Origin of the sequence: Acetobacter sp. DmW_125128 (assembly GCF_008704325.1) — a bacterium.
Lineage (GTDB): Bacteria > Pseudomonadota > Alphaproteobacteria > Acetobacterales > Acetobacteraceae > Acetobacter > Acetobacter oryzifermentans.
The window spans coordinates 107957-128672 of the sequence record NZ_VHOP01000018.1; the positions used below are offsets into that span (position 1 = coordinate 107957).

Here is a 20716-nt window from a genome sequence, read left to right on the forward strand (position 1 = left end):
ATCCTATACCGTTGCTAAACCTGTCTGTCAGCCTGCCAAACAGAGGCTTGTGTATCGCTTGTGTCCAGTCCCCTTTCCTTCACATCCTCTTCGGCTACAGGGCAAGATGGCAATTCTGCCCTAGCCCCATTACTGGCCCCGCTTGAAAGCCTGCCCGGCATTAGCACCGCACGTGCCAAGCTGCTGGGCCGCATTGCGGGCGGGCGCAGGGTGATAGACCTGCTGTTCTGCCTGCCCGAAAGCATTACAGACCGCAGGCTGCGCCCCACATTGGCGCAACTCAGGCCCGATACAATCGCAACCGTTACAGGCGTGGTGCAGGATATTCGCAGCCCCGCCCCACGCACCCGCCAACCGTGGCGCGTGATGATTGATGATGCCACCAGTGTACTGGAAGTTGCCTTCTTTTCCCCTTGGCAGGCCAAGCAGGTTGTAAAGGGAGAAAGTATTGCCCTTTCTGGCAAGGTTGAACGTTTTGGTGATAAACTCACCATCACGTCCCCCGATTATCTGGTGCCTGCAAACCAGATAGAGCGCATTCCGCTGCTAGACCCCGTTTGGCCCCTTACGGCTGGATTGTTTACCGGGCAGGTGCGCATGGCTATGGCCGCCGCTCTGCGCCTTTTGCCGCCTACCCTGCCTGAATGGCACGATAAAGCGCTTATCATGCAAAAAAACTGGCCCGATTTTGCCACAGCTCTAAGCTGGATGCACTTTCCAGACACCATTCCAGATAGCGCACAAGGTGATACATGGCACGGCAGCCGCACGCGTGCGCAGGCTCGCTTAGCGTGTGATGAACTGCTGGCAGACCAATTAGCCATGCGCATTGCCCAGCAGGCATCCCGCGCCCGGCCCGGCCGGAGCCTGAATGGTGATGGCACCTTACAAAAGCAGGCACTCGCCAGCTTTGGGCATGAGCTTACTTACGGCCAAAAACACGTTCTGCGCGAGATTGAAGCCGATATGGCTACTCCGCACTGTATGAGCCGCCTTTTGCAGGGTGATGTGGGTGCGGGCAAAACGCTTGTGGCTCTTATGGCTATGCTGCGTGCAGTAGAAGCTGGCACCCAAGCCGCCCTTATGGCCCCTACGGAAATTTTGGCCCGCCAGCATGCGGCTACGTTCCGGCGCCTCTCCCCCGTGCCGGTGGCGTTTTTATCCAGCTCTGTCAAAGGCAAGGCGCGCAAACAAACCTTGCAGGATATAGCAGATGGCACTGCCAAGCTGGTGGTCGGCACCCACGCACTTGTGCAGGACGGTGTAAAATTTGCTGATCTAGGTCTGGCCGTTATTGATGAGCAGCACCGCTTTGGGGTCGATCAACGTCTGGCCTTGGTAGAAAAAGGCCATGAGACCGATATGCTGGTAATGACAGCAACCCCTATCCCCCGCACGCTGTTGCTTACCCGGTTTGGGGAAATGCAGATCAGCCGGTTGGAAGGCAAACCCGCAGGCCGCAAGCCTGTGCGCACATCCCTGCACAGCCTTGGTAATTTTGAAGATGTGCTGGCAGGCATTGGTCGCGCTCTAGATAAAGGCGCACAGATTTTTTGGGTATGCCCGCTGGTTTCTGAAAGTGAAGCCATGGATCTGGCCGCTGCCGAGGCCCGCCATGCAGCTTTGGTTGAACGGTTTGGAGATAAAATTGGGCTGGCACATGGGCAGCAAGATGCCAACGTGCGCGAAGAAGTGCTGCAAGCCTTTTCCAATGGTGAAACCCGCATGCTCGTGGCCACCACCGTCATTGAAGTCGGTGTGGATGTGCCTTCCGCCACCATTATGGTGATCGAACATGCAGAACGCTTTGGCTTGGCGCAGTTACACCAGCTCCGTGGCCGCGTGGGACGTGGGGCGGATGCCTCCTTCTGCCTTATGCTGCATGATGAAGGCTTGGGCCTTACGGCGCGCCGTCGGCTTTCCTGCCTGAAGGAAACAGAAGACGGCTTTCTTATTGCAGATGAGGATTTCCGCCTGCGCGGCGGAGGGGAGGCAACAGGCCGCCGCCAATCCGGCCTGCCTGATTACCGTATGGCACCGGAAATGCTGGTGGATATGCTGTTAGACACCGCACATGAGGAAGCCACGGAGATTCTACCAGATGGACCACCCACCAGCACACCAGAAAAGAACTTGCGAGTAGCAGCCCGTATTTTGCTGGCGCTGTTTAATAAAACCGATGCCGCACGCATTTTTAGCGGCGGCTAAACGGGTGTGCTTTAGCCCTCTACGGCAGCCAGCCACGCCTTAACCTGCCCTTCTGGGTCTGGCTGGCGAATAAAGGCCGATACAGCAGAAACGCTATCGGCCCCGGCTTCAATACACGCCCAAGCACGTTCCAGCGTAATACCACCTATGGCAACCAGTGGCAGGTTGCCAATCAGCTTTCGCCATTCTGTCAGCTTCAACGGGCCTTGGGGGCCGAATGCCATTTTTTTCAGCTTGGTTTCCCAAATAGGACCAAGGGCCACGTAATCCGGGTTACAACCCAGAGCGCGATCTAGCTCTTCGTGGCAATGGGTGCTGATGCCAAGGCGAATACCGCCTTTACGAATAGCGGCCAGATCTGCCGTATCCAGATCTTCCTGCCCCAGATGAATATAATCTATGCCTTCATCCAGCGCGATCTGCCAATAATCGTTCAGCACAAGGCAAACACCGTGCTGCTTGGCATACGCATGCCCTTGGCGAATTTCTGCCCTTAGCGCATCTTCATCCATGTCTTTCAGGCGAAGCTGAATAAAGCGTGCGCCTGCACCCCCCAGCCTGTCCACCCATATGGCGCTATCAACAACGGGATAAATCTTTTGGGGCAGAGCTGTCATGCCAGCATGGCCTTTCCTGCAACGGGAGTAGAAGGAACAGCCATATCGCGCTCTTCCATCGGGTCTGCAATACGGGCCAGTTCCCCGGCCTCTACTGCCAGACGAAACGCACGGGCCATATAAACGGGATCTCCCGCCTTGGCCACGGCAGTATTTATCAGCACGGCATCATAACCAAGCTCCAGCGCCTGCGCAGCGTGTGAGGGTACGCCAATGCCAGCATCCACCACCAACGGTACGCCGGGAAAATGCGCCCGCATGGCCCGCAGGCCAAACACGTTGTTCAACCCCTTGCCAGAACCAATAGGAGCGCCCCACGGCATCAGCACCTCACACCCTACGGCCAGCAGCTTTTCCGCCACTACCAAATCTTCCGTGGTGTAGGGAAATACCTTGAAGCCATCTTCCGTAAGAATACGGGCGGCCTCTACAAGCCCGAACACATCTGGCTGGAGCGTATCCAGCTCGCCAATCACTTCCAGCTTGATCCAATCCGTGCCGAACACTTCCCGCGCCATATGCGCAGTGGTGACGGCTTCTTTAACCGTATGGCAGCCCGCCGTGTTTGGCAGCACAGGCACCTTGAGTTCCTGAATAAGAGACCAGAATGCCTGTCCAGCCCGCTCCCCCGCAGATTCGCGGCGGAGAGAAACGGTCACAACGCCCGGCTGTGCCGCCAGCACGGCATCGCGCAAAATTTCAGGAGATGGATACTGCGCTGTACCCAGCATAAGTGGCGAGACAACATCCTGCCCGTAAAATGAAACAGCCATGCCCTTAGCCCCCTTGCATAGGAGCGACAATTTCAATTTGCGCACCCTCTTGCAGCTGTGTTCCCTCTCGCGTGGCCTTGGGCACAAACCGACCATTCAGCGCCGTAGCAATGCGTGCGCCGCTATAGCCAAGCTCATCTATCAGGGCCGCCAGTGTTTTGGCGGATACTTCGTGCGCTGTATCGTTAACCACAACTTTCATCGGGCGTTGCTCCTTAGGCTTGTGCGCCAAATATCAAATCCGCCGCCTCCCGCGCCCGAGCGGGAGAAAGCAGAAAACCATGCCGGTACATACCGTTGATATAAATGCGTTTTCCATCCTGCACCACGCGCGGCATGTTATCTAGGTAAGATGGCCGTAAGCCTGTGCCCATTTCCAGAATTTCTGCCTCGGCAAATCCGGGGTGGAGGGTCCATGCCGCGTTCAGCAGTTCCATCATGGAACGTACTGTCATGCTACCTGCATTTTCGCTTTCAATCATGGTGGCACCTACCATGAACACATGGTCAGCCCTTGGCACAATGTAAACAGGTATACGGGGGTGCAACATGCGCACAGGGCGATGCAGCGTTACATCCGGGCAACGCAACAGCAGCATTTCACCCCGCACACCTCGCAGGCCCTCTAGCTTGTTACGCGCAGCCAAGCCGGTGCAATCCACCACCCAGTCAAACGCAGCTTCATTCGGGCTTATTTCGCCAAACTCGGCACGGCCACTCAATTGCTCCAGCCGCGCCAGAAGGGCCTTTAAGGCTTTACGCGGATCTACATGCCCTTCATCGGGAAAAAACAGTCCTTTATGGAAACGGCCTGCCAGATCTGGCTCAAGCTGGGTAATTTCTACCGTACCTACAGTCTGAAAATGTGATGTGCGGCGGCCAAAGCGGGCAATTTCACCCACATCTCGCGCAGGCGCTAACACAAGGCTGCCCTCACGCGTAACATCGGGCACGTGCTCCGCCCACCAATCTACCGAATCGATAGATTGGGCTGTTACTTCCTCTGGCGCAGATTCGGCCTCGCACCATGGGGCAAGCATACCGCCTGCCATCCATGAGGCCCCGGCTCCCACGCGGCCTCCGCTGTCATACAGGGTAACATCTCCACCCCGTTCGGCCAGAGCTACGGCGGCTGTCATACCCGCCACACCGGCCCCTTTTACCAGAATGCGCGGTTTGCCGTTCATACTCTCTACCTTGCCTCCGTTACTGGCGATGTGCTGCTACAACTTGGTGTTATAACACGCCTCAAACCCTGCTTCTGCAAGAGGTTATGCCGCTTTAATGTTCAGAATGCGCGCACAAGCAGCACCATCAACAGGCAACATTCCGTTACCGCCGTGGCAATCCAGCGCATGCCCATGTAACCGGGCGGCAACCATCCACGTTGCCATGCCCCACGCTCTGCCAATGCCACCAGCGGGAAAAGCACAGCCAAAATTATCACCCCGGCAAGCGGCACCCATGCATACGCCAGATAAGCAGCAATCCATCCGGCAAAGGCAGGCACAACCCCCAAGACCAAACGCAAATTATCTGCTCTGTCTGCCCCGCTGGTTAAAATGGCGCGATCAAGCTCCAGCGCCAGACCCCAATGCACGGCTCCAATAAAGGACAGACACACCGCCCCGTAAATGACCAACGCCATTAACAGATTGGGCACTGGCACGCCGGAATCGAAAAATACAATGCCGCATGTGCAAGCAACAAAGGGCAAAAGCCCTGCCACCATGAGCACGACAGCCAGAAATGGAAGTTTTTTCATGAACGTGCAGCAGGCCTTTACCTGATAATTTCATACCCAATGTGGTTGACAGAAAAGCCCAACAAGCGGCCACTAGCAACCGTAGGCAGATTTACCCTGCCCACCGTGTTCCGCCCGGAACCAAAAAAAAGAACACCGGCTTCTGCCCGCCAGAGGCCAGACAATAAAGGAACGGAAACACCAATGAGTGCCATTGTTGACATTATCGCACGTGAAATTCTGGACAGCCGCGGCAACCCAACGGTTGAAGTAGATGTGGAGCTGGCATCCGGCGCCAGAGGGCGTGCGGCTGTTCCTTCTGGTGCCTCAACCGGTGCGCATGAAGCCGTAGAACTGCGTGATGGTGACCCCAAGCGGTTTGGTGGCAAGGGTGTTCTCAAGGCTGTTGAGAACATTGAAAACGAAATCCTGCCCACGCTACAGGGTGCCGAATCGGCAGATCAGATTGATATCGACAACGCCATGATTGATCTGGATGGCACACCCAATAAAAGCCGTATGGGTGCGAACGCCATTCTGGGTGTATCTCTTGCCATTGCCAAAGCCACGGCAGCCGAACTGCATGTTCCGCTGTACCGCTACATTGGTGGCGTGTTTGCCCATGTTCTGCCCGTGCCGATGATGAACATTGTCAACGGTGGGGAGCATGCAGATAACCCCATTGATATTCAGGAATTCATGGTGCAGCCGGTGGGTGCGCCTACTGTGGCCGATGCCATCCGCTGGGGTTCGGAAATTTTTGCCCAGCTCAAAAAAGCCCTGAGCGCTGCTGGTTACAACACCAATGTTGGGGATGAAGGCGGCTTTGCGCCTGCCCTTAAATCTGCCGATGAAGCACTGGGCTTTATCACCCGCGCCGTAGAAGCCGCAGGCTACCGCCCCGGTGAGGACGTAACCTTTGCGTTGGACTGCGCAAGCACCGAATTTTTTAAAAACGGCAAATACAACCTGAAAGGCGAAGGCAAGGAATTCGATTCCGCTGGCATGGTGTCCTACCTGTCTGACCTTGTGAGCCGTTACCCGATTGTTTCCATCGAAGACGGCATGGCAGAAGATGACTGGGAAGGCTGGGCCCTACTCACGCAGGAACTGGGCAAAAAAGTCCAACTGGTTGGGGATGATCTGTTTGTAACCAACCCAGAACGCCTGCGCCGTGGCATTCAGGCTGGTGTTGCCAACTCCCTACTGGTGAAGGTTAACCAGATTGGTACGCTTACGGAAACGCTTGAAGCCGTGCAAATGGCCCAGCGCGCTGGTTACACTGCGGTTATGAGCCATCGTTCTGGTGAAACGGAAGATTCCACCATTGCGGATCTGGCTGTGGCTACAAATTGTGGACAGATCAAAACCGGCTCTCTTTCCCGTTCTGATCGGACAGCCAAATACAACCAGCTCATTCGTATTGAGCAGGAACTGGCAACTGCTGCACGCTATGCAGGCCGCACCATTTTGAAAAACGCATAAGCTACAGCGCTTTTGGCGCAACAGATTGCAAAAAAGCTGCCTCCCCACCCGGAGGTGGCTTTTTTCATGCCCTCATGCCTTGGCGCTGCCACACTTCATGGTTTAGACAGAAAGGAAGACCCAGAGGTGCAGGCTAAGCTGCACAGAACCAGAAAAAAGGCAGCGCCAGAGTGCAGATCGGTCGTTTCATTCGTCGCACAGTGCGGGCGGTTGTGCCCCCTTTGGTTTTTCTTGGCATTGCGGGCTATTTTGGCTGGAACGCAACGCAGGGCGATCATGGTATTCAGGCCTATAAGCAGCAATTAGGTCTGCTGGAACAAGCCAAGCAATCCAAACAGGATGCTATTGCTGAGCAAGCTGCATGGCACCGCCGCGTAAATGGCTTGCGTGAGCAATCTCTGGATACAGATATTCTGGATGAACGCGCCCGCGCCATGCTGAACATGGCAGACCGTAACGATATTGTTGTGCCTTACGATAGGCGAGACCCGCTGTTTTAAGCGCCTTCCCCTAATATCTGTGCTGGATACCGCATTTTTCTGGCACAATCAGGCATAAAAAAAACGGCGCTCTCGGGCGCCGTTTTTCGTATCCACATTCCGAAGAATGCAGATTATTTGATTTTAGCTTCGCGGAACACGACGTGCTTACGCGCAACCGGATCGTACTTCTTGAGTTCCATTTTGCCGGTGTGTGCACGAGCATTTTTCTTGGTCACGTAGAAGTAACCGGTGTCCGCCGTGGAGACGAGACGGATCTTGATAACGTTGGTCTTGGCCATGACTTCCTCAGCAGAGCATGATGTACGGAGCCGCATAAACGGCACCGACGGTGTTCAAGTGCCGGCAAAATGCGCATACAAGTGCAAAAGGTCAAGTATTCTTGCATCAAAGCGGTGCAACAGGCCCAAAAAGGAGGAATTTTTATGCTGGATGTGGCTGTTGCGCGCGCCCGAATTCTTGAAAACCTAAAAACATGCGGGCAGGAAATTGTGCCGCTTTCACACGCCTGTGGCCGGGTGCTGGCCCAGCCGGTGCATGCCCGCACTGCCAACCCACCGGTTTCTGTTTCCGCAATGGATGGATACGCAGCCAAAGCGGAAGATGCGCTGGAAGGCGCAGTTTTGCACATTGTGGACGAAGTGCCCGCTGGCCACCCATCCGCCGTTACCGTGCAGAAAGGAGAATGTGTGCGCTTATTTACCGGCGCGCAAATTCCCGCTGGCGCAGATACCGTTATCATTCAAGAAAACGTGCAGCGTGAAGGTGACCACGCCAAGCTGGCTGCTCCGGCGCGCCAAGGGCAGTATATTCGCCAGCAGGGGCAGGATTTTCAGAAAAATGACACGTTATTGCCAGCAGGGCGCAGACTCGGCCCGCGTGATATCGGGCTGGCGGCTGCGGGTGGGCATGTCTGGCTTACGGTTTCACGCCGCCCGCGCGTGGGTATTTTGGCCACGGGTGATGAAATTATCCTGCCCGGAGACCCAGCCCCTGCGGATGGCATTTTTAATTCCGCCTCCTTCATGGTGGCAGCGCTTCTGCAACAACAGGGCGCAGAAACAATTATGCTCCCCATTGCACGAGACAATATGGAAAGCCTGACAACCCAGTTCCGCCAAGCGGCCACGCTGGACATGCTGGTAAGCATTGGTGGTGCAAGCGTGGGAGATTACGATCTTGTCCGCCCTGCGCTGGCTGAAATTGGGTTGCAGCAGGATTTCTGGAAAATTGCCATGCGCCCGGGCAAACCGTTGATGTTTGGCCAGCTCGGCAACACACCCGTTATTGGTCTGCCCGGTAACCCAGTGGCTGCCATGGTGTGTTCCATCGTGTTTGTAACCCCTGCCCTGCACGCCCTTATGGGCCTACCCGTTGGCACCGAACTGCAAACAGAACCCGCCATTCTGGGCTGTGATGTAAAAGAAAACGATACCAGGCAGGATTTTTTACGCGCAACACTTGCGCCCTCCCCACAAGGCGCTGTACCTGTGGCCACACCTTTTTCCCGGCAGGATTCAGCCCAGCTGAATATTCTCAAGCAAAGCCAGGCTCTGGTCATTCGTGCTCCCTTTGCGCCAGCACAAAAAGCAGGCATGCCCTGCCAGATTATCCGCCTGCCCTGATCTCTCCCTTGACATAAAAAGAGAACTTATATAGAACAAGGCTAAGATTTTCTTTTCATTACGACAGCCGCTTTTGAGGTGCGATATGCTAACGCGCAAACAGCACAAACTTCTGCTTTTTATTGATTCGCACCTCAAACAGACAGGTTTTTCGCCTTCCTTTGATGAAATGCGTGAAGCCATGGGCCTGCGCTCCAAATCTGGTATTCATCGGCTGATTTCCGGGCTGGAAGAACGCGGTTTTTTGCGCCGTCACCACCATCGGGCACGGGCTTTGGAAGTTATTCAACTGCCAGAAATGCAAGAATTGCCACCCAATGTGGTGCGTGCCAGCTTTACCCGGCCTAAGGCTGAAACCGTAAGAATTCCGCTTTATGGGCGCATTGCAGCAGGCCTGCCCATAGAAGCCGTGCCAGATACCTCCCACGTTCTCACTGTTCCAACAGAAATGCTGGGTACGGGAGATTATTACGCGTTGGAAGTAGCTGGAGATTCCATGGTGGATGCTGGCATTCTGGATGGTGACAACGTAATTATCCGCCGCACGGATCAAGCCGAAAACGGGCAGATTGTGGTGGCGTTGATTGATGAGCACGAAGTGACGCTCAAACGTCTGCGCCGCAAGGGCAACATGATTGCGCTGGAACCTGCCAATTCCAGTTACGAAACCCGTATTGTTCCGGCTGAAAAACTGCGTATTCAGGGCTGCTTGGCTGGGCTTATCAGGCAGTATTAAGCAAAGTGCCTGCGTGGTAAAAAACTTCCCCCGTAGGCATCTGCTTTTCTATTCCGAGCAGATATCATCCCATTGCGGAAAAAGCTTTGCCAGTTCGGAAACCACAGCAGGCGTAATTTCCGCACAAAATGGTACTTCTGCCAAAATACGTACCTTACCTTTTTGCTCTATGGTCTCACGGTTTTCTGCATTAAGCGGGCCGCTTAACACTACACCGGCCACGGCAATCTGCCGTGTGCGTAAGGCTTCCAAACTCAACAAAGTATGATTGAGAGTGCCTAGCCCGCTACGCGCTACTAGCACGACGGGCAAGCCCCAACGCTGTGCCAGATCAATCATCATCAGCTCTGGCGTTGCAGGCACCATCAGGCCACCTGCGCCTTCTACAACCAATGGTTTGTCTGCTTCACCTTGAGGCAGCACCAGTTGGGCCGGATCAATCTGCACGCCTTCCGCACGTGCAGCAGCATCGGGGGAAAGTGATGCAAGAAAAGCCCCTGCGGGTTTGAAACAAGGCGCATCCCCCGCAAGATGCTTAACCGTAGGGGTATCCCCTTCTTCATCCGCCAAACCGCTTTGCAGGGGCTTCCAATAAGCGCCCTGCCAACGCTGCACCAAACAAGCAGACACAAGGGTTTTGCCTATGCCGGTATCCGTGCCCGTTACAAACACACCCTTACGTGGCGGTTTGCGAAAACAGGCATACCCAACCCGCCACGTAACGGTGCACCCTGCCTGCTGAAACCGCAAGGCAACACGGCGCAACTGAACTACGGATAATGGTACGGCCCCTTCACGTGGGGTAGATGCACCTGTTGCTTTCAGATGCCTTACAAAATCCATCCCATCTGCAAAAGCCTGCACAATATCCTGCTCAGCCCAACCGCCAGAAAACGCGGCCGGTCGCCAACTTTGTGCATCGGCCAATTCTGGATAAACCGGGGTTGCCGCCTGCCGCCCTTCCTGCTGGCAAGCCTGCTGCCATTCAGCAAATGTACCGTCCAATAATGTTGAAACCGCAAACACACCATCCGGAGCCAAAAGCCCTGCAAGGTTGCGCAAAACCTTTTCTGGTTCAGGCAGCCATTGCATAATCAGGTTGCCACAAATCACATCAAACGGGCCAGAAACATCCGGCGCGGCTGCGTCCATCTGATGGTAGGAAACAGCTTCTCCTAGCCGCATTTTAGCCCGCGCCAGCATATTCGGGGCAAAATCTGTGGCCAGAATTTCTGCTTCTGGCCAGCAAGCATGCAGATGCTCTGTCAGCAATCCTGTGCCACAACCAATTTCCAAAATACGCAGGGGACTTTTGCCCGCCATGCTGGTTTGTATGCGCTGGAACAATTCACGCGCCGCCACACGCTGAACCGTGGCAGCTTGATCATACTTTTCCGCAGCATCAAAACTTTTACAAATACGCGCGGCGCGGGTGGGTGTTTTCATGGTTGTTGTTCCATCCTGTTGCGCAGCATTTCCAAAAACCGAGCACACTCAACCGGGTGCGTTTGAGGAAGCAAATGGCCACCATTTTCTACCCATTTTATATGGACCGAAGCCCGAAAAGAAACCTCGGTCATACTGGGGGAAGCAATTTCATCCTGCCGCCCCGCCAATACATTTAATGGGTTTAATGGTAAATCTGCCCGTACATCTTCCGTGCGCAGAATATCCAACCCATATGCCAGTGCTTCTGGCTGGCAGCGTGCCGCCAAAACGGAAGATGCCCCACAACGCTGGCGAAAGTCATTCACCACAGCAGCAGGTTCGCGCCCCAAGCCACGTATCATGCGTTGCACAATACGCGGTGCCACACCTTCAGGAAAATCTTCTCGGCTGGCAAAACAGGCAAACGTGTTGATACCTGCAAACCTGCTTTCGGCTGGCCAAACGCCCTGCCTGCGTTGCAGCATCAGCCACATGAACCCAAGGGAATGGCCAATTCCCAATATGGGGTGCTGACTTTGGCGCAGATCATCCAACGTAACCGTTTTTTCTGCGCCAGTGGTTTGTGGTTTCAAAAAACCCAGATCCAGCGTTACGGCATCTGGCCAATTCAGTTGCATAAGCACAGGTTGCCAGAATTCCGGCCCAAACCCCCAGCCATGCACAAACACGGGTAAAAGCCGCGCCATTATGCCATGCCTTTGCTGGCGCGGATAAACGTATCAGCCAAAGCCTCCATTTGCGCCCATGTATGGTTGGCATGAAAAACCACCCGCAAACGGCAGCTCCCCGGTGGCACAGTAGGCGGGCGAATAGCCACAGCAAGAAAACCCGCCTCTGCCATTTTCTGGGCCAGAGTGCGTGCTTGTGCCTCCTGCCCTACCAGAATGGGTACAATCTGGGTGCTTGATGGCCCGGTATCCTGCCCGGCATCGTGCATTTTCTGGCGAAAGCTGGCGGCAAGTGCGCCAACATGAGCGCGGTGGGTATCCATTTGCGGCAGCAGATCAAGCGCTGCATCAACGGCCCCCAACACCAAAGGAGACGGCGCGGTGGAATAAATAAAACCGGAAGCTGCGTTATCCAACCATCTGCATAAGCCTTCAGATGCTGCAATAAACGCGCCCATACTGCCTAAGGCCTTGCTAAATGTGCCAACCACCACATCTGCCAGCCCGTTTGCCAGCCCGGCACCTTCTGGCCCCAGTATGCCGGTTGCGTGGGCTTCATCTACGCACAGTAGCGCATCGTATCTTTGGGCCACCTCATGCAACGCGGCAATATCCGCCACATCACCATCCATGCTGAACACGCTTTCTGTCAGCACAATGCGTAGGCCTGCCCCTTCGATTTTCTGAAGTTGGCTTTCAAGGTGCGCCACATCATTATGGCGGAACCGAATCGGGCGGACACCTGCTGCTGCACAACCATGATACAGGCTGGCATGAATAAGCTTATCCGCCAGAATAACGGCGGGAGCACCACATACCTGCGCAGAAAGCCGCGCCAAAGCTGGCACCAGCGAGGCATTGGCCTGCCAGCCAGAAGAAAACAAACGTGCCGCCTGCATATGCTTTAGCCGCGCCACGCGCTTTTCCAGCACACAAGCCTGGGAGGATGTACCCGTTACCAACCGGGAAGCACCACTGCCGCTGCCTTCTGCCTGTGCCCAAGCGGATGCGCGCTCACGCAACAAAGGGTGCATGCGCAGGCCCAGATAATCGTTGGACGAAAAATCTATGACCACAACGCCATCTGAACGCTTGAGCAGCGCACCACCCGCATATTGCCATTGCTGACAGGTGCGCAAACGCCCCTGAGCAGACAGATCCGCCAGCCCCTTCTGGAAAAGATTATCAAACCGCGTCATGTAACATGTGGTGCCGCAGCCTGAAGGGCGGGTCAATCATCTATGGGGAAACATTCCATGACAGAAGCTTCCGGCTCATCTTTATCTTCCATGCCGGAATGGTACACGCAGGGCCTGCCCCATATCTGGCTGCCTTATAGCCAGATGAAAACAGCCCCTGCGCCTCTTGCCGCCGCAAGCACGCATAACACGCGCATTACCCTGACAGATGGTCGGGAACTGGTGGATGGCGTGGCGGCATGGTGGACAGCCTGCCACGGCTATAATCACCCGCATATTCACCAAGCCGTCTGCCGGCAAATGGAAACCATGCCTCATGTAATGTTTGGCGGCATGGTGCATGAACCTGCCTTACGCTTGGCGAGCAGATTATGCGCCATGCTACCGGGAGACCTAGAGCGGGTGTTCTTTACGGATTCAGGTTCGGTTTCTGTAGAAGTCGCCATGAAAATGGCTATTCAGTACCGTTTGAACAAAGGGCAAACCAAACGCACCAAAATGCTGGCGTTCCGTGGCGGCTATCATGGAGACACACTGGCCACCATGTCTGTTTGCGATCCGGAAGAGGGTATGCACCATCTCTATGGCTCTGCCCTGATGGAGCACGTCATCTCTCCCCTGCCAGTAGATGCGGCCAGCACGGCCGTTTTTATGAATCTGTTGGCAAAGCACGCGCACGAACTGACCGCCATTATCACCGAGCCTTTGGTGCAAGGTGCTGGCGGTATGTTGTTTCATTCTCCACAAACACTGCGCACCTTACGCAAAGCTGCGGATGACCATGATGTTCTGCTGATTTTAGATGAAATCTTCACCGGCTTTGGCCGAACAGGCACCATGTTTGCCTGTGAACAGGCTGGTATTGTGCCCGATATTATTACGCTTTCAAAAGCGCTTACCGGGGGCACCATGGCCCTTGCCGCCACAGTAGCACGCCAACATGTGTTTGAGGCTTTCCTTTCTGATAACCCCGAACATGCGTTAATGCACGGCCCCACCTTTATGGCCAACCCACTGGCTTGCGCCTGTGCCAATGCCTCGCTTGATCTTTTTGAAACCGCGCCACGCCTTCAGCAAGTCCAAGCTATCAACGCGTTTCTCACTGAGGCGCTAGAACCCTGCCGCACGCTGCCCGGCGTAAAGGATGTGCGCACACTTGGGGCTATTGGTGTTGTAGAACTAGAAAAAATCAGCAACCCGGATGCATTGCGCCAACGTTTTATTGCTGAAGGCGTGTGGATACGCCCTTTCCGCAATATTGTTTACCTAACACCTGCTTTTACCATTGAAAAACAGGATTTACGCAAACTTACCAATGCTATTTATAAAGTATTGTCCTGAAAAATCGTAAGGTCAGGAAGATGAAGGTGCTGTGCGCGTCCATGCCGCCGCAGCATGTTCATCTTCTTCCCGCGCATCCACCCATGCGGTATGGCCATTGGCAAATTCTTCTTTTTTCCAAAACGGCGCGCCGGTTTTAAGCCGATCAATCAAGAACGATGTGGCCGAAAGCGCAGCACCCCGATGGGCCGCAGCCGCCCCAACCAGCACAATGGGTTCGCCCACTTCTAACCGACCAACCCTGTGTATAAGGGTGCACCCAAGCAGGCTAAAGCGCTGCATGGCCTCCTGCGCAAGTTGGTTGAGAATAGTTTCCGTCATGCCCGGATAATGTTCCAGTGTCAGGCTCAGCAAGCCATCTCCACCACGCACCTGCCCTACAAACAGGCCCATACCGCCAATGTGTTCGGAAAGGTTGGAAAGGCGCAAGGTTTCAGCCCCTATGTCAAAAGCTGCCTGCTGCACCAGAACACGGACAGACATAAGTATCAGCCGCCCGTCATGGGGGGGAAAAACGCCAGCTCATCACCCGGCTGCACGCAGGTATCAAACCCGCCCAGCTTTTGGTTGATGGCCACACGGATGCGAGGCGTCGCTGCAAACACCTCATCCAGCTTAGCATCGTGCAGGCGCAGTTCCTGCACCAAAGCCGCTACAGGCACACTATTGGATGGCAGAGTAACCTGCTGGCCTTCGCGCCCCAGTTGCTCACGCAGGGCGGCAAAATAAAGAATATTTACTGAGCCTGTCATGGCCTGCCTACTGCGGTTTGAGTTTTCAGCCGTTTCATCTGCCACGCTTCAACAGCGTAGCGGTTAATGATGTACGGTAGAACGGTTATCTTTGATGGTGCTAACGGATCCATCTGGCTGGATCAAGGTAATGGTACCATCATCATTTGGGATTTCAATGGGGGCCCCATTACCACGATGCGCCCCGTATTTGCTGGAAACATCTGGTTCTGCATCTGGCAGTTTACCTGCCGTGCCTCCCCCAATAACACCGTGGCGAATATCTTCTTTTTCGCCAATACTCATTTCCTCGCCATCAGGAAGCTGCGGGCCTGCGGCAGAGTCTCCGCCCAACACGGTGCCAGCACGGTCTTTTTCAACATCTTCCAGCGTAGGCAGCGGCGTTGGTGGGCCGGGCCACATATTACCGCCTTCTGGCAGGATGGGGACATCTACAGCAGACTGCCCCCTGATCCGCCGCATGTTTAAATCATCCCCGGTGGCTGCATTGGGGTTTTCACCCGGAAGCGTTGCTGTATCCGAGACAAACTTGTCAAAGCCTGCACATCCGCTCACGATCATACATAAACCTAGAAGAGCGGCTTTCCGCATGCCCTGACTCCGCAATCATCATCTTTCAACAGCAGGCGAATCATTCCCTGCCTGCGATTGCGGCCTTTTAGAACCGCACCTCATGCTAAATAACGGTTTATCCACCAGACACAAGGCGATGCAGCAAAATGAAGTTATTTTTCTGGAATAGATGCAACGTATTACTAAAATAGTAACAAAGTTTTTTACATTTCAACATGACGTAGGCCGGTTGTTAAATAATCCCAGCCGGTTATCAATGTAAGCACCGCAGAAATCCAAAGTAATACAGCACCAATAAGCGCAACTGGCAGCCACGGCATACCCAATAAAGCGCCTGTGCCATCCCCCGCCAGCAAAAAACCAATAGCTGTCATCTGGAAGCCGGTTTTCCACTTTGCCAAACGGGTTACAGGCAAGCGTGCGCGGCGTTCCGCCAGATATTCCCGCATGCCGGACACCAGAATTTCACGGCACAGAATAATAATGGCAGGCCATAAACCCTGATAAGGCAGGCGTGCAAAACCAGCCAGAACCATTAAACAAGCCCCAACCAGAAGCTTATCTGCAATGGAATCAAACATACGCCCGAAATCTGACATCTGATGGCGTGAACGTGCCAGCTTACCATCAAAATAATCGGTTATTCCCGCTAGAATAAACAGCAGACACGCCAAGGCATCTGTGCGCGGGCTCCCCCATGCAGCCAGAGTGACCACAATGGGTATGGCTACAATACGCGAGATTGTCAGGACATTCGGCAGATCTGTCAGCATTGCGAGATATAGTAACCTATTTCCTGCACTGCTGGAATGGCTTATGCCATCGCAAAGGTGTCAGATACCCAGAATTCTTCTGCAATGCTCATATGCCCATATTTATCCCGGTGTCCAATCCGGGTGAAAATGGCCGTAAATGGCGCGCGCTGTTTCCCGGCTGATACCATGAGCGGCTTCCAGTTCTGCCAAACCAGCCTGCTTGATGGCGCGCGCTGAACCAAATGTGTTTAACAACAGCTTTTTACGTGCAGGCCCAATACCGGGCACATCATCCAGTTCGGACTTCACCAGTGTTTTGGATCTACCAGACCTATGGGTGGTAATGGCAAAACGGTGGGCCTCATCGCGCAGCCGTTGCAAATAGTACAGTACGGGGTCTCTCAGATCGAGCTGGAAGGGTTCCTTATCCTCCGTATAGAACCACTCCTTCCCAGCATCGCGGTCCGGCCCTTTGGCAATACCTACAAGTTTTACACCCGTTACGCCCAGATCATCCAGCACACTGCGCACGGCAGAATATTGCCCTGCCCCACCATCAATCAGCAGAACATCTGGCCAGTTAGAGGTATCGCCCTCTTCTGCCTCTTTCAAAGCGCGGCCAAAGCGGCGTTCCAGCACTTCGCGCATCATGCCAAAATCATCCCCCGGCGTGACAGGACCTTTGATTTTGAACTTGCGATACGCCTTGCGGTTAAAGCCCTCCGGCCCGCCCACAATCATAACACCATAGGCGTGCGAGCCCTGAATATGGCTGTTATCGTACACTTCTATGCGTTCTGGCGGCGCATCCAGCCCCAGAACATCTGCCACGCCTTGTAGCAACTTGGCCTGCCCTGCGGTTTCCGCCAGCTTGCGGCTTAGTGCATCCCGCGCGTTGCTCACGGCATGGTCAAGCACCTGCTTTTTCTCGCCCCTTTGCGGCGCAAGAATTTCCACCTTGCGCCCCCGCCGAAGAGAGAGTGCCTCTGTCAGCAGCAAAGATTCCGGGAGTTCATAATTGACCAAAATCTGTGCTGGACAGGGTTTGTCATCGTAAAACTGCGCGATAAAGGCAGAAAGCACATCTGCGGGTGAGGCATCCTGCGTATGGGCGGGAAAGAATGAGCGGCTGCCATTATTACGCCCACCGCGAATGAAAAAGACCTGAATACAGGCGTGTCCGGCCTCCTGCCACAGGGCCAGCACATCTGCATCCTGAAGAGATGCGGGGTTGATTACGCTGGATTCCTGCATTTGCGCCAACGCACGAATACGATCGCGCAATACAGCAGCACGCTCAAAATCCAGCGCTTCTGCTGCCGCATTCATTTCCTGCCCCAAGGTTTCACGCAGCGCCGTATCCTTGCCAGAAAGGAACTCTCGCGCCTGTTCCACCAATTTGCCGTAAGCTTCCTGATCTATTCGATCCACACACGGGCCAGAGCAACGTTTGATTTGATAAAGCAGGCACGGCCGGGTGCGTGCGTTAAAAACCGCATCCGTGCAGGAGCGTAGCAGAAAAACGCGCTGGATCAGATTAAGGGTCTGATTAACCGCCCAAGCCGAAGCAAACGGCCCCCATAGGCTGGCCCCTTTAATGGCCTTGCCACGGTGTTTGGCAATTTGCGGAAACGCATGCGCATCTGTCAGCATCAGCCACGGATAGCTTTTGTCATCCCGCAGCAGAATGTTGAAGCGCGGCTTCATGCGCTTGATGTAGTTGGCCTCCAGCAACAGTGCTTCGGCTTCCGTATGGGTGGTAACAATTTCCATTGCTACCGTTTCGGAAACCATGCGCCGTAGCCGTTCGGGCAAGCGGTTAATGTGGGTGTAAGACGTTACCCGCTTTTTAAGCGCCAACGCCTTGCCAACGTACAACACTTCCCCCTTAGCGCCGAGCATACGATACACGCCGGGTGAAAGCGGCATGGTTTTAAGTGCATGCCGAATGGCCTCTACCCCCTTTACAGCAGGGGCTGCTTGTTCCTGCGCCACAGGCAGGGTATCTGAAGGGGAAGAATCAGCTGTCATCATACGCTCTTGGTCGAAAGGGAAATTTCATCCACCGTTTTTGTGGATAACTCTGTGGAACAGCTGGGGCTGACTCATCATAAACCGCAGAAAGTCAGCCCTTTCAACAGATTGCACAGTTTTTGGTCATTCCCGCCAACTCACTGATTTCAAAAGATTTAATGTGTTGCGGTTTTTTGACACCCTATGATTTTTGAACTTTTTGTTGAAAATACGCGATGTCAAGACAGGAAGTGGACAATTTTTGCAGTTTTTTGTTCTCATACAATCCTGCTTTGTTCTGCCGCCTGTTCTGCCTTTTCCAACACGCGCAGGAAGTTTTCACCCCAGAAAGCCGCAATTTCACTTTTGTCATAACCTCGGCGCATCAACTCGGCAGTTATGTTCACGCCCTGCGTGGCGTTCTGCCAGTCTTCCAACGCGCCACCGCCATCGAAATCTGAGGAAATACCGACGTACTCTGGCCCAAGCCTGCGCACAACGTAATCAATATGATCCACCAGATCAGCCACAAAGCCTTGCCGTTTACCTTCCTCCGGCTTGGTCTTCAAAAACGCGGGCATGGCCGTAATCTGGATAACGCCACCACTTTCCTTGAGCGCATCCAACTGCTCATCATCCAGATTGCGCGGATGATCGCACAGCGTGCGCACACAGGAATGACTTGCCACAATAGGCGTGGTTGAAACCTGCACCGCCTGAAGCATGGTTTGCTTGGAGGAATGAGAAACATCCACCACAATGCCAAGGCGGTTCATTTCTGCAATTGCTTCACGCCCAAGAGCAGAAAGGCCGTTGTGGCGCTGTGGTGCATCCCCAAGGCTGGGGCGATGAATAGCCGCATCTGCCAACGCGTTATGTCCGTTATGGGTGAGCGTAACATAACGCACCCCCTTGGCCCGAAACTGCTTGAGCAATGCGGAGTCATCCCCCATGCCGTAGCCATTTTCCACAGCAGGAACAACAACCAGCACACCTTCATCAAACGCGGCGCGCATATCTGCCACAGCGGAACATACACGTGCGCTTATACCATTATGGGTGCCCTGCATGCGGCCTATGGCATCCAGCATAGCCAAGCACTGCGCTTGCGCCTGTGCGTGCCCTTCCCGATCTATGGCGGCTTGGGCAATGTACGCCACAAAGCATCCGGCAGACATGCCGCCCTTTTGCATTTTAGGCAGATCCACCCGTCTATCTGCCGTATTCTCAAACGCATCATTCCGATCGGGCCACGGAATATCAATATGGCTATCCAGAGTGAACAAGGCGCGATGCAGCGCAACTGCATCCGGAGAAACGGAAGAAGATTGGGTTGTCATAATCTAGAAAATGGCCCTGTTACATGAAATTACAAGGGAACAGCCGGGTTCCATCTGCCCTAGTTATGCGCCTGTTTTTGCTTGCCCTGCAAACTGCAATCCGTCATGCCACCGCACATGCGATTAGTAACATGGAACATCAATTCCCTCCGCCTGCGCCTGCCTCTGCTTGAAAAGCTGGTGCAGCACCTCGCCCCAGATGTTGTGTGCCTACAGGAAACCAAGGTGCCAGACCCTCTGTTTCCCGAAGACGGCGTGAAGGCTCTGGGGTTTAAGCACCTGCATTACCGGGGCATGAAAGGCTATAACGGCGTTGCCATTCTTTCTCGCCACCCGTTAAGGCCTGTCACGCAAACCCCAATATGGTACGGTAAGGAAGATTGCCGCCACGTAGCCGCAACCGTATGCACGCCAGAAGGCGAAGTGGAATTGCACGACTTTTACATTCCCGCAGGTGGGGATGAGCCAGACCCAGAAACCAACCCAAAATTCGCCCACAAACTGGCTTTTGTAGAAGAAGTGACAGAGTGGTTTCAGTCTCGCCCCCTTAACCGCACGGTATTGGTGGGAGACTTCAATATCGCGCCGCTTGAGCATGATGTATGGAGCCACAAGCAGCTTCTTAAAATTGTCAGCCACACCCCGCCGGAAACAGAACGCCTTAACCGCTGGCTACAAACCGGCTTTGTGGATGCCATGCGCCACTTTGTCCCGCCGGAAGAAAAACTTTATACGTGGTGGTCTTACCGTAACCGGGACTGGAAAAAATCTAACCGTGGCCGCCGTTTGGACCACGTATGGATGACGCCTGACCTCCTACCCAACCTGCATGGCATGACGGTTGTGCGTGAAGCACGAGATTGGGAAGGCCCTTCCGACCATGTGCCCGTTGTGGTGGATTTCAGCCTTTCGGACTAACGCCTGATTTGAGGCGCTTG

22 protein-coding genes are annotated in these 20716 nt (G+C 54.4%); 7 read left to right on the forward strand and 15 right to left on the reverse strand.

What is annotated here, in order from left to right:
• Window positions 1-60: 60 nt before the first annotated feature.
• Window positions 61-2208: an ATP-dependent DNA helicase RecG gene (gene recG / locus FKW19_RS07225; protein ID WP_089178899.1), complete on the forward strand. Its 2148-nt coding sequence runs from the start codon at window positions 61-63 to the stop codon at window positions 2206-2208.
• An 11-nt stretch (window positions 2209-2219) separates the two neighbouring features.
• On the opposite strand, the gene FKW19_RS07230 is transcribed toward recG, so the two are convergent.
• The 5 genes from FKW19_RS07230 to FKW19_RS07250 all read right to left on the reverse strand — a co-directional run bounded on the left by FKW19_RS07230 (window position 2220) and on the right by FKW19_RS07250 (window position 5363).
• A complete protein-coding gene (locus FKW19_RS07230) occupies window positions 2220-2825 on the reverse strand; it encodes a thiamine phosphate synthase (protein WP_063353939.1) in 606 nt (201 codons plus the stop codon).
• A complete protein-coding gene (locus FKW19_RS07235; RefSeq protein WP_063353938.1) occupies window positions 2822-3598 on the reverse strand; it encodes a thiazole synthase in 777 nt (258 codons plus the stop codon). The genes FKW19_RS07230 and FKW19_RS07235 overlap by 4 nt, the downstream gene beginning before the upstream one ends.
• 4 nt (window positions 3599-3602) lie before the next feature.
• Entirely contained in the window at window positions 3603-3800 is a 198-nt protein-coding gene (thiS, locus tag FKW19_RS07240) for a sulfur carrier protein ThiS (RefSeq protein WP_035351465.1), read from the reverse strand.
• A 13-nt stretch (window positions 3801-3813) separates the two neighbouring features.
• Window positions 3814-4785, reverse strand: a complete 972-nt coding sequence (gene thiO, locus FKW19_RS07245) for a glycine oxidase ThiO (protein ID WP_089178898.1) — start codon at window positions 4783-4785, stop codon at window positions 3814-3816.
• A gap of 101 nt (window positions 4786-4886) precedes the next feature.
• On the reverse strand, window positions 4887-5363 hold the full coding sequence (locus FKW19_RS07250) for a DUF3429 domain-containing protein (protein ID WP_063353937.1): 477 nt from the start codon (window positions 5361-5363) through the stop codon (window positions 4887-4889).
• Between the two features lie 183 nt (window positions 5364-5546).
• Here FKW19_RS07250 and eno point away from each other — a divergent pair, with 183 nt between their 5' ends.
• Both eno and FKW19_RS07260 read left to right on the forward strand, forming a co-directional pair.
• Complete coding sequence (gene eno, locus FKW19_RS07255; RefSeq protein ID WP_035351467.1) at window positions 5547-6827, forward strand: phosphopyruvate hydratase; 1281 nt, start codon at window positions 5547-5549, stop codon at window positions 6825-6827.
• A gap of 170 nt (window positions 6828-6997) precedes the next feature.
• Window positions 6998-7327, forward strand: coding sequence for a septum formation initiator family protein (locus FKW19_RS07260; RefSeq protein ID WP_006115173.1), 330 nt, complete (start codon window positions 6998-7000; stop codon window positions 7325-7327).
• 113 nt (window positions 7328-7440) lie between these two features.
• Here the strand turns inward: FKW19_RS07260 and rpmG are convergent, their stop codons facing one another.
• A complete protein-coding gene (gene rpmG / locus FKW19_RS07265; RefSeq protein WP_003623017.1) occupies window positions 7441-7608 on the reverse strand; it encodes a 50S ribosomal protein L33 in 168 nt (55 codons plus the stop codon).
• Between the two features lie 69 nt (window positions 7609-7677).
• Between rpmG and glp the strand changes: the two genes are divergently transcribed.
• Together glp and lexA are read left to right on the forward strand one after the other, a co-directional pair.
• Window positions 7678-8952, forward strand: a complete 1275-nt coding sequence (glp, locus tag FKW19_RS07270; RefSeq protein WP_089178897.1) for a gephyrin-like molybdotransferase Glp — start codon at window positions 7678-7680, stop codon at window positions 8950-8952.
• An 85-nt stretch (window positions 8953-9037) separates the two neighbouring features.
• Window positions 9038-9688, forward strand: coding sequence for a transcriptional repressor LexA (gene lexA / locus FKW19_RS07275; RefSeq protein WP_035351469.1), 651 nt, complete (start codon window positions 9038-9040; stop codon window positions 9686-9688).
• 48 nt (window positions 9689-9736) lie between these two features.
• Here the strand turns inward: lexA and bioD are convergent, their stop codons facing one another.
• From bioD to FKW19_RS07290, 3 genes are read right to left on the reverse strand one after another with little or no spacing between them, the layout of a single operon-like run.
• A complete protein-coding gene (gene bioD, locus FKW19_RS07280; protein ID WP_089178896.1) occupies window positions 9737-11134 on the reverse strand; it encodes a dethiobiotin synthase in 1398 nt (465 codons plus the stop codon).
• Window positions 11131-11823, reverse strand: a complete 693-nt coding sequence (locus FKW19_RS07285; RefSeq protein ID WP_089178895.1) for an alpha/beta fold hydrolase — start codon at window positions 11821-11823, stop codon at window positions 11131-11133. The genes bioD and FKW19_RS07285 overlap by 4 nt, the downstream gene beginning before the upstream one ends.
• Window positions 11823-13004: an 8-amino-7-oxononanoate synthase gene (locus FKW19_RS07290; RefSeq protein WP_089178894.1), complete on the reverse strand. Its 1182-nt coding sequence runs from the start codon at window positions 13002-13004 to the stop codon at window positions 11823-11825. The genes FKW19_RS07285 and FKW19_RS07290 overlap by 1 nt, the downstream gene beginning before the upstream one ends.
• A 42-nt stretch (window positions 13005-13046) precedes the next feature.
• Between FKW19_RS07290 and FKW19_RS07295 the strand changes: the two genes are divergently transcribed.
• Window positions 13047-14345, forward strand: a complete 1299-nt coding sequence (locus tag FKW19_RS07295; protein ID WP_089178893.1) for an adenosylmethionine--8-amino-7-oxononanoate transaminase — start codon at window positions 13047-13049, stop codon at window positions 14343-14345.
• 12 nt (window positions 14346-14357) lie between these two features.
• Here the strand turns inward: FKW19_RS07295 and FKW19_RS07300 are convergent, their stop codons facing one another.
• The 6 genes from FKW19_RS07300 to FKW19_RS07325 all read right to left on the reverse strand — a co-directional run bounded on the left by FKW19_RS07300 (window position 14358) and on the right by FKW19_RS07325 (window position 19778).
• Entirely contained in the window at window positions 14358-14828 is a 471-nt protein-coding gene (locus FKW19_RS07300; protein ID WP_006115167.1) for a molybdenum cofactor biosynthesis protein MoaE, read from the reverse strand.
• Between the two features lie 5 nt (window positions 14829-14833).
• Complete coding sequence (moaD, locus tag FKW19_RS07305; protein WP_035351479.1) at window positions 14834-15097, reverse strand: molybdopterin converting factor subunit 1; 264 nt, start codon at window positions 15095-15097, stop codon at window positions 14834-14836.
• A gap of 63 nt (window positions 15098-15160) precedes the next feature.
• Window positions 15161-15688, reverse strand: coding sequence for a hypothetical protein (locus FKW19_RS07310; RefSeq protein ID WP_035351481.1), 528 nt, complete (start codon window positions 15686-15688; stop codon window positions 15161-15163).
• A 185-nt stretch (window positions 15689-15873) separates the two neighbouring features.
• On the reverse strand, window positions 15874-16443 hold the full coding sequence (gene pgsA, locus FKW19_RS07315; RefSeq protein ID WP_003623001.1) for a CDP-diacylglycerol--glycerol-3-phosphate 3-phosphatidyltransferase: 570 nt from the start codon (window positions 16441-16443) through the stop codon (window positions 15874-15876).
• Window positions 16444-16545: 102 nt separating this feature from the next.
• A complete protein-coding gene (gene uvrC / locus FKW19_RS07320) occupies window positions 16546-18459 on the reverse strand; it encodes an excinuclease ABC subunit UvrC (RefSeq protein WP_006115164.1) in 1914 nt (637 codons plus the stop codon).
• A 257-nt stretch (window positions 18460-18716) separates the two neighbouring features.
• Window positions 18717-19778: a dipeptidase gene (locus tag FKW19_RS07325; RefSeq protein ID WP_089178892.1), complete on the reverse strand. Its 1062-nt coding sequence runs from the start codon at window positions 19776-19778 to the stop codon at window positions 18717-18719.
• 105 nt (window positions 19779-19883) lie between these two features.
• Between FKW19_RS07325 and FKW19_RS07330 the strand changes: the two genes are divergently transcribed.
• Window positions 19884-20696 (forward strand): exodeoxyribonuclease III, encoded by an 813-nt coding sequence (locus FKW19_RS07330; protein WP_089178891.1) that lies wholly within the window; start codon window positions 19884-19886, stop codon window positions 20694-20696.
• The last annotated feature ends 20 nt before the right edge of the window (window positions 20697-20716 follow it).

What these genes read in the sequence shown, in the direction of transcription:
- FKW19_RS07230 (WP_063353939.1), bottom strand. Translation starts at nt 2,825, where the DNA reads ATGACAGCTCTGCCCCAAAAGATTTATCCCGTTGTTGATAGCGCCATA.
- FKW19_RS07235 (WP_063353938.1), bottom strand. Translation starts at nt 3,598, where the DNA reads ATGGCTGTTTCATTTTACGGGCAGGATGTTGTCTCGCCACTTATGCTG.
- thiS (WP_035351465.1), bottom strand. Translation starts at nt 3,800, where the DNA reads ATGAAAGTTGTGGTTAACGATACAGCGCACGAAGTATCCGCCAAAACA.
- thiO (WP_089178898.1), bottom strand. Translation starts at nt 4,785, where the DNA reads ATGAACGGCAAACCGCGCATTCTGGTAAAAGGGGCCGGTGTGGCGGGT.
- FKW19_RS07250 (WP_063353937.1), bottom strand. Translation starts at nt 5,363, where the DNA reads ATGAAAAAACTTCCATTTCTGGCTGTCGTGCTCATGGTGGCAGGGCTT.
- eno (WP_035351467.1), top strand. Translation starts at nt 5,547, where the DNA reads ATGAGTGCCATTGTTGACATTATCGCACGTGAAATTCTGGACAGCCGC.
- rpmG (WP_003623017.1), bottom strand. Translation starts at nt 7,608, where the DNA reads ATGGCCAAGACCAACGTTATCAAGATCCGTCTCGTCTCCACGGCGGAC.
- glp (WP_089178897.1), top strand. Translation starts at nt 7,678, where the DNA reads ATGCGCATACAAGTGCAAAAGGTCAAGTATTCTTGCATCAAAGCGGTG.
- lexA (WP_035351469.1), top strand. Translation starts at nt 9,038, where the DNA reads ATGCTAACGCGCAAACAGCACAAACTTCTGCTTTTTATTGATTCGCAC.
- bioD (WP_089178896.1), bottom strand. Translation starts at nt 11,134, where the DNA reads ATGAAAACACCCACCCGCGCCGCGCGTATTTGTAAAAGTTTTGATGCT.
- FKW19_RS07285 (WP_089178895.1), bottom strand. Translation starts at nt 11,823, where the DNA reads ATGGCGCGGCTTTTACCCGTGTTTGTGCATGGCTGGGGGTTTGGGCCG.
- FKW19_RS07290 (WP_089178894.1), bottom strand. Translation starts at nt 13,004, where the DNA reads ATGACGCGGTTTGATAATCTTTTCCAGAAGGGGCTGGCGGATCTGTCT.
- FKW19_RS07295 (WP_089178893.1), top strand. Translation starts at nt 13,047, where the DNA reads ATGGGGAAACATTCCATGACAGAAGCTTCCGGCTCATCTTTATCTTCC.
- FKW19_RS07300 (WP_006115167.1), bottom strand. Translation starts at nt 14,828, where the DNA reads ATGTCTGTCCGTGTTCTGGTGCAGCAGGCAGCTTTTGACATAGGGGCT.
- moaD (WP_035351479.1), bottom strand. Translation starts at nt 15,097, where the DNA reads ATGACAGGCTCAGTAAATATTCTTTATTTTGCCGCCCTGCGTGAGCAA.
- FKW19_RS07310 (WP_035351481.1), bottom strand. Translation starts at nt 15,688, where the DNA reads ATGCGGAAAGCCGCTCTTCTAGGTTTATGTATGATCGTGAGCGGATGT.
- pgsA (WP_003623001.1), bottom strand. Translation starts at nt 16,443, where the DNA reads ATGCTGACAGATCTGCCGAATGTCCTGACAATCTCGCGTATTGTAGCC.
- uvrC (WP_006115164.1), bottom strand. Translation starts at nt 18,459, where the DNA reads ATGATGACAGCTGATTCTTCCCCTTCAGATACCCTGCCTGTGGCGCAG.
- FKW19_RS07325 (WP_089178892.1), bottom strand. Translation starts at nt 19,778, where the DNA reads ATGACAACCCAATCTTCTTCCGTTTCTCCGGATGCAGTTGCGCTGCAT.
- FKW19_RS07330 (WP_089178891.1), top strand. Translation starts at nt 19,884, where the DNA reads ATGCCACCGCACATGCGATTAGTAACATGGAACATCAATTCCCTCCGC.